Raw genomic sequence first — 13,766 nt, 5'->3', positions numbered from 1 at the left:
ACAAGGCAATGAACACGCGGTGGCAGGCGCTTTCGGTATGCCTTGTCGCGGCCTTCATGACGCTGCTGGACGTCAGCATCGTCAACGTGGCGCTGCCGTCGATCCGGGCGGGTCTGCACGCGTCCGACGCCGAGCTGCAGTGGATCCTGTCGGGGTACGCGCTGACGTTCGGGCTCGTCCTCGTCCCGGCCGGGCGGCTCGGCGACGCCCGCAGCCGCAGGGCGGTGTTCATGTCCGGGCTCGCGCTGTTCACGGCGGCGAGCGCGGCGGCGGGCCTCGCGCCGACGATCCTGCTGCTCGTCATCGCCCGGCTCGTGCAGGGCGTCGCGGGCGGCATCCTCAACCCGCAGGTCGCGGGTCTCATCCAGCAGCTGTTCCGGGGCGCCGAGCGGGGACGGGCGTTCGGGGCGCTCGGCGCCGTCATCGGGGTCGCCACCGCCGTCGGGCCGCTGCTCGGCGGCGGGCTGATCGCGATCGCCGGGTCCGCGGAGGGCTGGCGGTGGGTGTTCTACGTCAACATCCCGGTCGGGATCGCGGCGCTGTTCCTGGCGTGGCGGCTGCTGCCCGCCCCGGTCTACGGGCAGCGGCAGGGCCTGGACCCGCTCGGGGTGCTGCTGCTGGGCGCGGGTGTCCTGTGCGTGCTCCTGCCGCTCGTCCAGGAGCAGCAGTGGAAGGGCGACCTGAAGTGGCTGCTGATCCCCGCGGGCGCGGCGCTGCTGGCGGCCTTCGCGGGCTGGGAGCGCCGGGCGCGGACGCCGATGGTCGTCCTCGCCCTGTTCCGGCTCCGCTCCTACACGCTGGGCTCGGCGATCGCCCTGCTGTACTTCGCCGGGTTCACCGCGGTGTTCTTCATCTTCACCCTCTACCTGCAGAACGGCCTCGGCTACAGCGCGCTCGGCGCGGGCCTCGCCATCACCCCCTTCGCGGTCGGGTCCGGTGTGGCGTCCGCGCTCGGCGGCCGGGTCGTCTCCCGCTTCGGCCGCCCCCTCGTCGCCGCCGGCCTGTGCCTGGTGCTGGTGGGGCTCGGCGCGGCGTGGCTCGCCGTCGAGCTGAGGCCCGGCGGCGGCGTGGCCTGGGCGACCGCGGCGCCGCTGCTGCTGGCCGGGATCGGCAGCGGCCTGGTGATCTCGCCGAACCAGACGATCACTCTGTCGGAGGTGGACTACACCGAGGGCGGCAGCGCGGCGGGCGTCCTGCAGACCGGCCAGCGGGTCGGTACCGCGATGGGCGTCGCCGCCGTCGGTTCGGCGTTCTTCGCCACGATCGCCGGGACGGGCGGGGACTGGGCCGCCGCGTTCCGGCGCGGGCTGATCGTCGTGCTGGGGTTCGTACTGGCGGCGCTGGCGGCGGCCGTCGCCGATCTGGTCGCCGGCCGCCGCGAGGCGTCAGCGCCGCCGGGCGAGGGCGCGCAGGCCGAGGCCGAGGGCCGCCGCGGAGCCGAGGGCGGCCGCGGCTAGCACCCGGTTCTGCCGCCTGATCCGCGCCGGGATCCGCGCGTACGGGATCGTGGAGAACGACACCAGTTCGTAGCGGGAGACGTAGCGTCCGGCCAGGCGGCGCTCCAGCGCGTGCGTCGCCGCCTGCTTCGCCCGGTACACCGGCGAGGACACCCGGTCGCGCATCTCGACGAAGTTGTCCAGCGCCATCTCGGCGATCGCGTCGGTGTTGGCCTTGCGGCGCTCCTGGTAGAGCGACAGCGCGCGGGCCCAGTCGCCGCCGGTCTCGGTCAGGCAGCGGTCGATCTCGATGCAGTCCTCGAACGCGCAGTTCGCGCCCTGCCCGAAGAACGGGACGATCGCGTGCGCGGCGTCGCCCAGCAGCGCCACCAGGGCGCCCTTGCCGTACCGGGTCCACGGCCAGCACCGGACGGTCACCAGCGACCCGACCGGATTGCGCTCGTAGTCGTCCGCGAGGTCCGGCATCAGGTCCGCCACGTCGGGATAGTGCCGCTCGAAGTAGGCGGTGACCTTCTCCGGGGTGTCGAGGGCGGCGAAGTCGTCCTTCGGCCAGAACAGCGTGCAGGTGAACGAGCGGTCCAGGTTCGGCAGCGCGATCATCATCGAGGTCCCGCGCGGCCAGATGTGCAGCGCGTCCGGGTCGAGCGCGAACCCGCCGTCCCTCGGCGGGACGGTCAGCTCCTTGTAGCCGTGCTCCAGGAAGTCGGCGTCCTCGTCCAGCCGCAGCGACCGGCGGACCGCGCTGTAGGCGCCGTCCCCGGCCAGGACGACGTCGGCGGGCTCGGGGGCCGCGTCCTCCAGCAGGAGGGCGCCGGCCTCGACGTCCACGCCGGTGACGCGCTGGGAGAACCGCAGCGTGACCCCCGGCGTGCTCTCGGCCGTGTCCAGCAGCGACCGGTTCAGTTCGGCGCGGCTGATGGAGTTGATGGCGCGTGCCCCGTCGGCGCTGTAGGGCTGGAAGTTCCGCGCGCCCGACAGGGGATGCACCATCCGCCCGTGCATGGGCAGCGCCTGCTTGAGCGACTGGTCGCGCAGGCCGACCTGCTCCAGCGCGGCCAGGCCCCGCGCCGAGACCGCCAGGTTGATCGAGCGTCCCCGCTCGGCGCCCGCGACGCGCGGGTCGGCGCGCCGCTCGTACACCGTCACCGCGATGCCGCGGCGGCCGAGCAGCACCGCGAGCAGGCAGCCCGCCAGGCCCGCGCCGACGATCGCGACCCGCTCGCCGCCCTCAGCCGCCATGGACGGGGACCTCCTCGGTCTGCGAGCGGACCTCCCACAGGTCGGGGAAGGCGGGGGCGAACAGGGTGCTGCGCAGGTAGTCGGCGCCGGCCGACCCGCCCGTGCCGATCTTCGCGCCGATCGTCCGCTCGACCATCTTCAGGTGCCGGTACCGCCACTCCTGGACGCCCTCGTCCACGTCGACGAGCGCCTCGCAGACCTCGGCGGCGGGCCCGGACTCGTCCGCGTAGACGGCGAGCAGGACCTTCTGCACCCCGGGGTCGGGCTCCCACGGACGGGAGAGGTCGCGCTCCAGGGCCTCGCGCGGGACCGGGTGGCCGCGCCCGGCGAGGTAGCGCAGCAGCGAGTCGAACACCGACGGGCGGGACACCGCCGCCTGGAGCCGCTCGTCGCCGCGCAGGTCGGAGGCCGGGAAGGAGCGCCGCCCGAGGACGGCCTCGATCTCGCGGAACTGCTCGCTCTGGAAGCCGCTGGAGTTGCCGAGCGCGTCGCGGAACGAGGCGAACTGCCGGGGCGTCATCGTCTCCAGGACGTCCAGCTGCCCGACGACGGTCTTGAGGATCTTGGCGATGCGGCGGGCGGTGTGCAGCGACCCGGCGCTGTTGCCCTCCTCCAGCCGGCGCTGCAGCAGCGCGGCCTCGTGCAGGATCTGCTTGAACCACAGCTCGTAGACCTGATGGATGATCACGAAGAGCAGCTCGTCGTGCGCCCGGGTCTTCGGCTCCTGGCACGACAGCAGGTCGTCGAGCCTCAGATAGCCGCCGTACGTCATCGTCGGCGAATCCGCCATCACGCCTCCTTGCGACACAACGGATGTGATTCGCAGCATATGGGATGGATCAGCACGTCCAGGCGGTGGGTGGCCGTGGGGTGGCCATACCCCCATAGGTGAAGACCGTCTCGCTCGCCATCTCACCAAGGTGCAGCCCCCGGCGGGGGCGGTCAGTCCAGGTCGCCGGTCGCCAGGCGGACGCGGCGCAGCGCGGTGGTGATGTCGGCGGCCTCGGCGGCGGGGAGGCCGGCGATGCCGAAGCCGGACTCGTTGAGGGCGAGCGTGGCCTCCTCGGCCAGGTCGCGGCCCGCGGGGGTGATGGTGGCGAGGACGACGCGGCGGTCGTCGGGGGAGGGGCGGCGGCCGACCAGGCCCCGCTGCTCCAGGCGGCCGATCACGTTGGTCACGGACGCCGGGTGCACCATGAGGCGGGCGCCCATCTTGCCCATGGGCAGGGTCCCGGTGCGGGCGAAGGCGAGCAGGCGCAGGGCCTCGTAGGCGGCGAACGTCAGCCCGAACGGCTTGAGGACGGCCTCGATCCGGCTGAGCAGGATCTGCTGGGCCCGCATCACCGAGGTGACGGCCGCCATGCGGTCGGCGTGCTCGGGCCAGCGGCCGCTCCACTGGCGGTGGGCCTCGGCGATGGGATCGGGCATGTCGGACACCGGGCCACCGTATTCGGTCTTGACTGCGTCGCGCACGGAAACTATTTTAACTTCCAAATATTGGATGTCCAAGGGTTGAGGTGGAGACGGTGACGGGGGAGCTGCACGCGCCGGTGCACCCGGTGCGGTTCGTGACGGCGGCGGCGCTGTTCGACGGCCACGACGCGGCCATCAACATCATGCGGCGCATCCTGCAGTCACAGGGCGCCGAGGTGGTCCACCTCGGGCACGACCGCTCCGTCCGGGAGGTCGTCGACGCGGTCCTGGAGGAGGACGCGCAGGGCGTGGCGATCAGCTCCTACCAGGGCGGCCACGTCGAGTACTTCGAGTACCTGTCGCGCAGCCTGAAGGAGGCCGGCGCCGAGCACGTGAAGGTGTTCGGCGGGGGCGGCGGCGTCATCGTGCACGAGGAGATCGCGCGGCTGTCGGACGCCGGCGTGCGGATCTTCTCCCCGGAGGACGGGCAGCGGCTCGGCCTGCCCGGCATGATCAACGAACTGGTCCGCGAGTGCGACGTCGACCTGGCCGCCGAGCCCGTGCCGGCCGACGCCGTGGTGGCGGGGGAGCGGCGCGCCCTCGCCCGGGCCATCACCTGCCTTCAGGCCGGCGGCCTGCCCGGGGACGCCCGCGCGCGGCTCGCCGAGGCGGCGGCCGGGCGGCGGGTCCCCGTGCTGGGCATCACCGGGACGGGCGGGTCCGGGAAGTCGTCGCTGACCGACGAGCTGGTGCGGCGCCTGCGCGTCGACCAGGGCGACCGGCTGCGCGTCGCCGTGCTGGCCGTGGACCCGACGCGGCGGCGCGGCGGCGGCGCGCTGCTCGGCGACCGGATCAGGATGAACTCCCTGGACGGCGACCGCGTGTTCTTCCGCTCGCTGGCGACCCGGGGCGCGCGGGAGCTGCCGGAGAACGTCGAGGACATCATCACCGCCTGCAAGGCCGCCGGGTACGACCTGGTGGTCCTGGAGACGCCCGGCATCGGGCAGGGCGACGCCGCGATCGTCCCGCTGGTCGACGTGTCGCTGTACGTGATGACGCCGGAGTTCGGCGCCGCGTCCCAGCTCGAGAAGATCGACATGCTCGACTTCGCGGACGTGGTCGCGATCAACAAGTTCGAGCGGCGCGGCGCCGCCGACGCGCTGCGCGACGTGGGCCGCCAGCTGGTGCGCAACCGGGAGGCGTTCGGGCAGCGGCCCGAGGACATGCCGGTGTTCGGCACGAGCGCCGCCACGTTCAACGACGACGGCGTCACGGCCCTCTACCAGCACCTCGGCGGGCTGCTGGGCGAGCACGGCCTGCGCCTGGAGGACGGCGCCCTCCCCGAGGTCGAGACCAAGGTGTCCACCGGCGCCGCGATCGTCATCCCGCCGAACCGGGTGCGGTACCTGTCCGACATCGCCGAGACCGTCCGGGGCTACCACGCCGACACGGTCCGGCAGATGGAGGCGGTGCGGCGCGTCCAGCGGCTGGACGAGGTGCGCGCCGAGCTGACCGACGCCTCCGAGGTGGAGAGCCTGCTGGAGAAGGCGCGCCGGGAGGTGGAGCCCGGGAACGCGGAGCTGGTCGCGGGATGGCCCGCCGTCGTGGAGTCCTACTCCGGCGACGAGCAGGTCGTGAGGATCCGCGACCGGGAGCTGCGCACCACCCTCACGCGCGAGTCGCTGTCGGGCAGCCGGATCCCCCGCGTCGCCCTGCCGCGCTACACCGACCACGGCGAGCTGCTGCGGTTCCTCCGCAACGAGAACCTGCCCGGCCGGTTCCCGTTCACCGCCGGGGTGTTCCCCTTCAAGCGCGACAACGAGGACCCCGCCCGCATGTTCGCGGGCGAGGGCGACCCCTTCCGCACCAACCGCCGCTTCAAGCTGCTGTCGGAGGGCCAGCCCGCGACGCGCCTGTCCACCGCGTTCGACTCGGTCACCCTGTACGGGCGCGACCCCGACGAGCGCCCCGACGTGTACGGCAAGGTCGGCACGTCCGGGGTGTCGATCGCCACGCTGGACGACATGAAGGCGCTGTACGACGGGTTCGACCTGGCGTCCCCGACCACCTCGGTGTCGATGACCATCAACGGTCCCGCGCCCACGATCCTGGCGTTCTTCCTCAACACGGCCCTCGACCAGGGGCTGGACGCCTTCTACGAGGAGAACGGGCGGGAGCCGTCCGAAGAGGAGGCCGCGCAGATCCGCGCGCGCGTGCTGTCGACCGTGCGCGGCACGGTGCAGGCAGACATCCTCAAGGAGGACCAGGGGCAGAACACCTGCATCTTCTCCACCGAGTTCTCGCTGCGGATGATGGGCGACATCCAGGAGTGGTTCATCGCCAACAAGGTCCGCAACTTCTACTCGGTGTCCATCTCCGGCTACCACATCGCCGAGGCCGGGGCGAACCCCATCAGCCAGCTCGCGTTCACCCTCGCCAACGGCTTCACCTACGTCGAGTCCTACCTGGCGCGCGGCATGGACATCGACGACTTCGCGCCCAACCTGTCGTTCTTCTTCTCCAACGGCATGGACCCCGAGTACAACGTGCTCGGACGCGTGGCCCGCCGCATCTGGGCCGTCGCCATGCGCGACCGGTACGGCGCCAACGAGCGCAGCCAGAAGCTGAAGTACCACGTGCAGACGTCCGGGCGCTCCCTGCACGCGCAGGAGATGCACTTCAACGACATCCGCACGACGCTCCAGGCGCTCATCGCCATCTACGACAACTGCAACAGCCTGCACACCAACGCCTACGACGAGGCCGTCACCACGCCGACGGCCGAGTCGGTGCGGCGGGCCCTGGCGATCCAGCTCATCATCAACCGCGAGTGGGGCCTGGCGATGAACGAGAACCCGCTGCAGGGGTCGTTCGTCATCGACGAGCTGACCGACCTGGTCGAGGAGGCGGTGCTGGCGGAGTTCGACCGCATCAGCGAGCGCGGCGGCGTCCTCGGCGCCATGGAGACCGGCTACCAGCGCGGCCGCATCCAGGACGAGTCGATGCTGTACGAGCAGCGCAAGCACGACGGCTCGCTGCCGATCATCGGCGTCAACACCTTCCGCGGCCCCGAGGCCGGCGACGGGACGCCGAAGACGATCGAGCTCGCCCGCGCGACCGAGGAGGAGAAGCGCTCCCAGCTCGACCGCGTCCACGCCTACCAGGGGGCGCACCGGGACGAGGCGCGGGCCGCCCTCGCCGCGCTCAAGGACGCGGCCCGGTCCGGCGGGAACGTCTTCGCGGTGCTGATGGACGCGGCGCGCGTGTGCAGCCTCCAGCAGATCACCGACGCGTTCTTCGAGGTCGGCGGCCAGTACCGCCGCAACGTCTGACGCCCCGCCGCCGATGGCCGTCCACGACGACACCGGCGCCCCGGCCGATGTCCCGGACCGGGTGCGCCGCGTCGTGTCGATCGTCCCGTCCCTGACCGAGGCGGTCGCGGAGACCGCGCCGGAGCTGCTCGCCGGCGCCACCGACTGGTGCACCCGCCCCGAGGGCCTGGACGTGCCGCGCGTGCGGGGCACCAAGAACCCCGACCTGGAGAAGATCATCGGGCTGCGGCCCGACGTCGTCGTCGGCAACGCCGAGGAGAACAGGCCCGCCGACGTCGCGGCGCTGCGCGCGGCCGGGGTGCCGGTGTGGATGACGCGGATCCGCACGGTCGAGGAGGCGCTGGCGTCGCTGCGGCGCATGCTCGCCGAGGCCTGCCGGGTGCCGGAGCCCGGCTGGCTGCGGGAGGCCTCCCGCGTCTGGGCGGACGTCGCACCGGGCGAGCCCCGGACGGCGGTGATCCCGATCTGGCGGCGGCCGTGGATGGTCGTCGGGCGCGACACCTTCGCCGGCGACGTCCTGTCCCGGCTCGGCGTGTCCAACGTCTACGCCGGGCATCCCGAGCGCTACCCGAAGATCCCTCTCGACGAGCTGAACGCGGCGGGCGCGGACCTGGTGGTCCTGCCGGACGAGCCGTACCGCTTCACCGAGGACGACGGCCCCGAGTCCTTCCCCGGGATCGACGCCGCGCTCGTCAGCGGCCGGCTCCTCACCTGGTACGGCCCGTCCCTGACCGAGGCCCCGGCCGCCCTCGCGGAAGGGCTCGCCGCGGCCCGCCCCCGCTAGCCGGGGCGGCGCGCGAACATGGCCTCCACGCAGCGGGCCATGCGCTCGTCGAGCTCCTCGGCGGGCACGCCGATCTCCCGTGCGAGGTGCTCGCGCAGCAGCGTGTACCCGTAGACCGTGGACGCGATGGCCGCCTGCACGGCCGCCACGTCCTCGATCGGCAGCTCGCCGCGCGCCGCCTCCGCCGCGAGGTCCTCGCGGCCCGCGCCCCGGTTGAGCAGGACCCGGGGCCGGTCGTCGCCGTCCAGGACGAGCAGCGTCGCCAGACGGACCGGCTCGGGGTGGCGCAGGCTCGTCCAGAAGAGCCGCGACAGCCGCTCGCGCAGCGGCAGCCCGGCCGCGTCCACCGCGTCCTCGGCGTTCGGGCGCGAGCGGTGGAACAGCGCCGAGCGCAGCAGCGCCCGCCGGGAACCGAAGTACTGGTAGACCAGCCCGCGGTTGACCCCGGCCTCGTCGGCGACCTGGCGCAGGTTCAGCCCGGCCAGGACGCCGCCGCGCCGCAGCAGCGCGACCGCCGCCGCGCGCAGCGACTCCTCCGTCCTGTCCCGGTCGCGCGCCCGGGGCGCCCCGTCACGCGCGGGGACCACCGGCCACATAGATGACCTGCCCGGACACGAAGGACGCGTCGTCGCTCACCAGGAACGCGACGGTCCCGGCGATGTCCTCGGGCACGCCGACGCGCCGGACCGGGATCTCCTTGGCCGCGGCGGCCTTGAAGTCCTCGAAGTCGACGCCGACGCGGGCGGCGGTCGCGGCGGTCATCTCGGTGGCGATGAATCCGGGCGCGATCGCGTTGGCCGTCACCCCGAACCTGCCCAGCTCGATCGCCAGCGTCTTGGTGAACCCCTGGAGGCCCGCCTTGGCCGCCGAGTAGTTGGCCTGGCCCCGGTTGCCGAGGGCCGACACCGACGACAGGTTCACGATCCGGCCCCACCCGGCCTTCGTCATGTGCTCCTGCGCGGCGCGGGTCATCACGAACGAGCCGCGCAGGTGCACCGACATGACCGAGTCCCAGTCGTCGTCGGACATCTTGAACAGCAGGTTGTCGCGGGTGATGCCGGCGTTGTTCACCAGGACGACGGGCGGGCCGAGCTCCGCGGCGACGCGGGCGACGGCGGCGTTCGCCCGCGCGGTGTCGGCGACGTCCACGCCGACGGCGAGCGCGGTGCCGCCCTCATCGGCGATCGTGCCGACCGTGCCGGCGCAGGCCGCCTCGTCGAGGTCGCAGACCGCGACGGCGAAGCCCTCCCTGGCGAGGCGGACGGCGGTGGCGGCGCCGATGCCGCGCGCGGCGCCGGTGACGATGGCCACCCGGGTGTCGGTCATGTGCGCAGCCCTTCCGTCAGACCTGGATGTCCTTGGCGATGATGGTCTTGAGCACCTCGCTGGTGCCGCCGTAGATCCGGGCGACCCGGGCGTCGGCGTACAGGCGCGCGATCGGGTACTCCAGGATGTAGCCGTAGCCGCCGTGCAGCTGGAGGCACTTGTCGACGACGCGGGCCTGCACCTCGGTGCAGAACAGCTTGCAGACGGCGGCGTCGGCGGGGGTGAGCTCGCCGGCGTCGAGCGCCTCGATGCAGCGGTCGACCAGCGAGCGGGCGGCCTCGACCTCGGTGGCGCACTCGGCCAGCACGAACTTGGTGTTCTGGAACGACGACACGGTCTTGCCGAAGACGGTGCGCTCCTGCACGTACCTGCGGGCGAACTCCACGGCGGCGGCCGCCGAGGCGTAGGAGCTGGTGGCGATGCCGAGGCGCTCCTCGGCGAGGTTGTGGGTCAGGTACTCGAACCCGCGGCCCTCCTCGCCGAGCAGGTCCTCCACGGGCACCCGGACGTCGGTGAACGACAGCTCGGCGGTGTCGGAGCTGCGCAGCCCGATCTTCTCCAGCTTGCGGCCGACCGCGTAGCCCTCGCTCCGGGTGTCCACGGCGAGGATCGACAGGCCCGCCCGGCGGTTCTCCGGCGTGGCCGGGGACGTCCGGGCCACCACGAGCACCCGGTCGGCGAGGACGCCGCCGGTGATGAACGTCTTGGCGCCGTTGAGGACGTAGTGGTCGCCGTCCCGCTTCGCGGTGGTCTGCATGCCGGCGAGGTCGGAGCCGGTGCCGGGCTCGGTCATCGCGATCGCCGTCATCATCTCGCCGGACACGAACGGCGGCAGCCAGCGCTTCTTCTGCTCCTGCGAGCCGTACTTCAGCAGGTAGGGCAGGACGAGGTTGACGTGCACCCCGTAGCCGCCGAAGCCCACCCCGGCGCGGGCGCACTCCTCGGACACCACGGCCTGGTACTTGAAGCTGGTCTCGCCCGCGCCGCCGTACTCCTCGGGCACCTGGATGCCGAACACGCCCAGCTCGCCGAGCTTGCGGTAGAACTCGCGCGGCGGGTGGCCCGCGTTCTCCCACTCCTCGTAGACCGGGACCACCTCGGCCTCGATGAAGGCCCGGATCGTCTCCCGGAAGGCCTCGTGGTCCTCGTTGAAAACGGTGCGGCGCACGCGGTGCCCCTCTCGCCGGCGTAGTTAACAGAACGCTAAGTTAACTCGAATGTAGTTCTAGAATCAAATGCGAGAGGGGCTCGGGGGCAGGTCAGCAGTCGGGTTCGCAGACCCGGCGCGAGACGGCCCTGAGGAAGATCGCCTGGATCTGGCCGGGCGTCCGGGCCACGTAGGCGTCGCCGTGCGTCACCCGCGCGATCCGCCGCAGCTCGTTGACGTCCACGTCCGATCCGTAGCCCAGCATGTTGACCTGGACGGGCCGCTCCGGGTCGTACTCGCGCCGCATGTGGTCGAGGGTCTCCTCCAGGGACGGGCCGCCCGGGTCCTCGTTCCGCCCGTCCGTCCACAGCAGCACCGAGTTCACGTACTCCGGCTTGTAGGTCCGCTTCATGTAGTCGAACGCCGCCATGACCGTGTCGTACAGGCCGGTGTCGCCGTGCTCCTTCACCCGGATCCGCGCGAACGCGCTCAGCACGAGCTGCCGCCGGGTCGCCGAGCCCAGCCGCTGGTCGAGCGGCCCGACGCCGACCAGCTCCCGCCAGTCCCGGTCGCCCTGAAGGCCCGTGGAGAAGATCCACTGGCCGAGCTCGCTGTCGTCCGGCAGCAGCGCGAGCCCGCCCTGGGCCGTGCGCACCGTGGACTGCAGCCGCGTCACGCCGGGCACGACCTCCTCGTCCATGGAGCCCGACACGTCGATGATGCTCAGCATCCGGATGCTCAGCGACAGCTGGGCCCACGACTGCATGGTGCGCCGGACCTCCGCGGCAGGCGTGCCGGGGAGCGCCCTCGGGGGCCGCGGATCCAGACCGGTCCGCGGGGAGAACGAGGCGGGCGCGGCTCCGCCGGGCGCCCGGAACCCCAGCCGCCGGAGGTCCTCGCGGGTCTCGCCGTCCGCGAGCGCCGCCTCCAGTAACCGCGCCGCGCCCGCCTTGGCCCGGTCCCGCGCCAGGACGGCGACCGGGTGGTCGAGGTAGACCGTCCCCTCGGCCGGGTACACGGCGACCGCCGCCTCCGCCGGGCGCCGCGCGTTGTAGGCGAACACCGCCTGCTCGGGCGCCATCGCGACCGGGTAGCGGTCGGCCTCGCCCCGGCCGGACGAGGCGGACGTCGCGAAGGCGGCGAACTGGGCGTCCACGGAGACGGCGACGCCCTCCCGGATCGTGCGGACGGCCCCGGTGAACGGCGCCTCGCCGCCGGGGGCGCCGCCCAGCAGCGCCCCGGCCAGCAGCAGCGCGCCCATGCCGGTCGCGCTGCGGGCCGGATCGGGGACCTGGAGCCGGAGCAGCCGCGGAGGGATCACCCCGGCGCCGTCCCCGGCGGCCGGGTCTCCTCCGGTGCCCGGGGCGGTCCCGGCCGCGGCGAGCAGATCCTTCCAGGACGGCCGCTCCGGGGCGCCGAGGTTGCGCAGTCGCGTCGCCAGGCCGCGCGGCACGGCCAGGACGATCGGAGTCGAGGCGATCCCGGCGGACCGTCCCGAGGCGCCGGCGGCCTGCGCGGGGCCGCCGGCGAGCCCGGTCCACAGCGAGGAGTCGGGGATCCAGACGTCCGGCCGGCGGGCGACGCCCGCCACGCCCTTGCCGGACAGCAGCGTCGCGACCGCGGCGGGGTCGGCGGCGCGCACCCGGGCGCGGGCGCAGCGCCCGCCCACCTCGTGGGCCGCGTCGTTGAAGCGCCCCGCCGTCCGCGTGACCGCGGGCTCGACGTCCGGCGCCGCCGCCACGTCGAGCGTCACCGCGCCGCCGCCGGAGCAGCCGACGCCCGGCGAGGCGATCGCGTACGCGCCGAACCCGGTGAGCAGCACCAGGCCGATCGCGCCCGCCAGCGGCCCGAGCAGGACGCCGCCGACCCGCCGGGGCGGGCGGCCCCCGCCCAGAGGCCACGGCCCCCGCGGCGGTTTGTCGGCGGCGTGGGCCGGACCCGCTGGACGGGGAGCGCGGTCGGGCCTGCTGAAGGCGTCGAAGGGCTCGCCGTCGTGCCCGCTCGGCGCGCCGCGCGGCGGGAGCCCGGTCGGCTGCGAGGCGCCGAGGAAGGGGGAGGGGGACTCGGGGCCGCCCGGCTCCGGCGGGTTCCGGGGCGCCCACTCGGGCACGTCGTCGAAAGCGCTCATGGCCGATCTCCGTTTCCCGGGCGGGGCTGCGGGCCGTGGTGCGCCGTGGGGGGACGGCCCGCCCCTGAGACACATGGACGATATGTCTCAGGTGAGGCAGCTGTGATGTTCGTCTCCACAGCCGCCTCCGTCAAGGGGGCGCCGCTCAGCAGTACGCGGCGGGCGCCGGGAAGGATCGGTCCGCGACCGGGCCGCCCTGCGGGAGGATGCCCGCGTCGGATATTCCGCCCCCTGTTGATCTGGGTGCCAGAAGTGTGGAATGACCGGCTTTCGGGTCATGGCCGGACCAGGACAGCGGGGAGGGCTTGCGTTCTCGCGGGGATGTGCCCGGCTCTGAGCGGGCGGTCAAGCGAGGGAGCGGGAAAGGTCACGCGCGGGCCCGCGAAGCTTCAGCGGGAACCCGGGGAAATGAAAAGCGGCGCCGGGTGGATACGGGGGCAATCCACCCGGCGCCGCATCATCGGTGTTCCGACGGGGGCCCGGAACACCGGCACGGGCGCCCCGACGGGGGACCAGAGCGCCGGTACAAATCGTACACCGAAACCCCCCGCGGTTAGTCAAGAGAATGTCACGACCGGATTTCCGGTCGCTGTCCGGAAACCGGCTTCTGTTCCCTGCGGTGGCGGTCGTCGAACGCCGCCGGGGCGGTCGGCTCGCGCCCCCCGTTGGCGAAGATCACGGCGACGTAGGGGAGCACCGCGGCGCCGGCCACCATGAGCAGCGCGAGCCACCACGGCGCGCCCGCCACGGCGGCCACCACCGCCCCCACGAAGCAGATCGTGCGGACGCCCATGGACATCAGGTACCGGCGCTGGCGGTGGCCGATGTCCTCCGACATGGGACGGGGAGCGTCGGTGACCGTGTAGACCGCCGGATCGCGGTGGTGCCGGTGATTGACCTTCACCATTCCACGGTAAGCCCATGGAGTCCGACCTGCACC

The 13,766-nt window shown here is 73.2% G+C and carries 11 protein-coding genes; 3 read left to right on the top strand and 8 right to left on the bottom strand.

Translation table 11 applies throughout. The features are described 5' to 3' along the window. Positions 1–8: 8 nt before the first annotated feature. Positions 9–1,457, top strand: a complete 1,449-nt coding sequence (locus BKA00_RS10535; protein ID WP_230298865.1) for an MFS transporter — start codon at positions 9–11, stop codon at positions 1,455–1,457. Here the strand turns inward: BKA00_RS10535 and BKA00_RS10530 are convergent. From BKA00_RS10530 to BKA00_RS10520, 3 genes are all read right to left on the bottom strand, one after another. Further along, the gene (locus BKA00_RS10530) at positions 1,386–2,696 is read right to left on the bottom strand and encodes an FAD-dependent oxidoreductase (RefSeq protein WP_185024733.1); all 1,311 of its coding nucleotides are present in this window, start codon (positions 2,694–2,696) and stop codon (positions 1,386–1,388) included. The two genes, BKA00_RS10535 and BKA00_RS10530, sit on opposite strands and share 72 nt — an antisense overlap. Further along, positions 2,686–3,486 (bottom strand): tryptophan 2,3-dioxygenase, encoded by an 801-nt coding sequence (locus tag BKA00_RS10525; RefSeq protein WP_185024732.1) that lies wholly within the window; start codon positions 3,484–3,486, stop codon positions 2,686–2,688. Before BKA00_RS10525 ends, BKA00_RS10530 begins: the two co-directional genes overlap by 11 nt. Before the next feature lie 152 nt (positions 3,487–3,638). Beyond that, positions 3,639–4,124, bottom strand: a complete 486-nt coding sequence (locus BKA00_RS10520) for a MarR family winged helix-turn-helix transcriptional regulator (protein ID WP_185033991.1) — start codon at positions 4,122–4,124, stop codon at positions 3,639–3,641. A gap of 89 nt (positions 4,125–4,213) precedes the next feature. On the opposite strand from BKA00_RS10520, the gene icmF reads away from it, so the two are divergent. Next, positions 4,214–7,441, top strand: a complete 3,228-nt coding sequence (gene icmF / locus BKA00_RS10515; protein WP_230298864.1) for a fused isobutyryl-CoA mutase/GTPase IcmF — start codon at positions 4,214–4,216, stop codon at positions 7,439–7,441. Between the two features lie 13 nt (positions 7,442–7,454). Beyond that, entirely contained in the window at positions 7,455–8,225 is a 771-nt protein-coding gene (locus BKA00_RS10510) for a helical backbone metal receptor (RefSeq protein ID WP_185024731.1), read from the top strand. Here BKA00_RS10510 and BKA00_RS10505 read toward each other — a convergent pair. The 5 genes from BKA00_RS10505 to BKA00_RS10485 all read right to left on the bottom strand — a co-directional run bounded on the left by BKA00_RS10505 (position 8,222) and on the right by BKA00_RS10485 (position 13,733). Then, positions 8,222–8,812 (bottom strand): TetR family transcriptional regulator, encoded by a 591-nt coding sequence (locus tag BKA00_RS10505; RefSeq protein ID WP_185024730.1) that lies wholly within the window; start codon positions 8,810–8,812, stop codon positions 8,222–8,224. The two genes, BKA00_RS10510 and BKA00_RS10505, sit on opposite strands and share 4 nt — an antisense overlap. Next, on the bottom strand, positions 8,796–9,536 hold the full coding sequence (gene fabG / locus BKA00_RS10500) for a 3-oxoacyl-ACP reductase FabG (RefSeq protein WP_435869115.1): 741 nt from the start codon (positions 9,534–9,536) through the stop codon (positions 8,796–8,798). Before fabG ends, BKA00_RS10505 begins: the two co-directional genes overlap by 17 nt. A gap of 31 nt (positions 9,537–9,567) precedes the next feature. Beyond that, positions 9,568–10,719: an acyl-CoA dehydrogenase family protein gene (locus BKA00_RS10495; RefSeq protein WP_185024728.1), complete on the bottom strand. Its 1,152-nt coding sequence runs from the start codon at positions 10,717–10,719 to the stop codon at positions 9,568–9,570. A 91-nt stretch (positions 10,720–10,810) separates the two neighbouring features. Then, on the bottom strand, positions 10,811–12,826 hold the full coding sequence (locus BKA00_RS10490; protein ID WP_185024727.1) for a substrate-binding domain-containing protein: 2,016 nt from the start codon (positions 12,824–12,826) through the stop codon (positions 10,811–10,813). Positions 12,827–13,394: 568 nt separating this feature from the next. Next, the gene (locus BKA00_RS10485; protein WP_221493094.1) at positions 13,395–13,733 is read right to left on the bottom strand and encodes a DUF3099 domain-containing protein; all 339 of its coding nucleotides are present in this window, start codon (positions 13,731–13,733) and stop codon (positions 13,395–13,397) included. Between the last annotated feature and the right edge of the window lie 33 nt (positions 13,734–13,766).

Origin of the sequence: Actinomadura coerulea, assembly GCF_014208105.1 — a bacterium.
GTDB classification, from domain to species: Bacteria; Actinomycetota; Actinomycetes; order Streptosporangiales; family Streptosporangiaceae; genus Spirillospora; species Spirillospora coerulea.
Note: the sequence above shows the minus strand (reverse complement) of the source record. Positions and strands in the feature narration are given on the sequence as shown.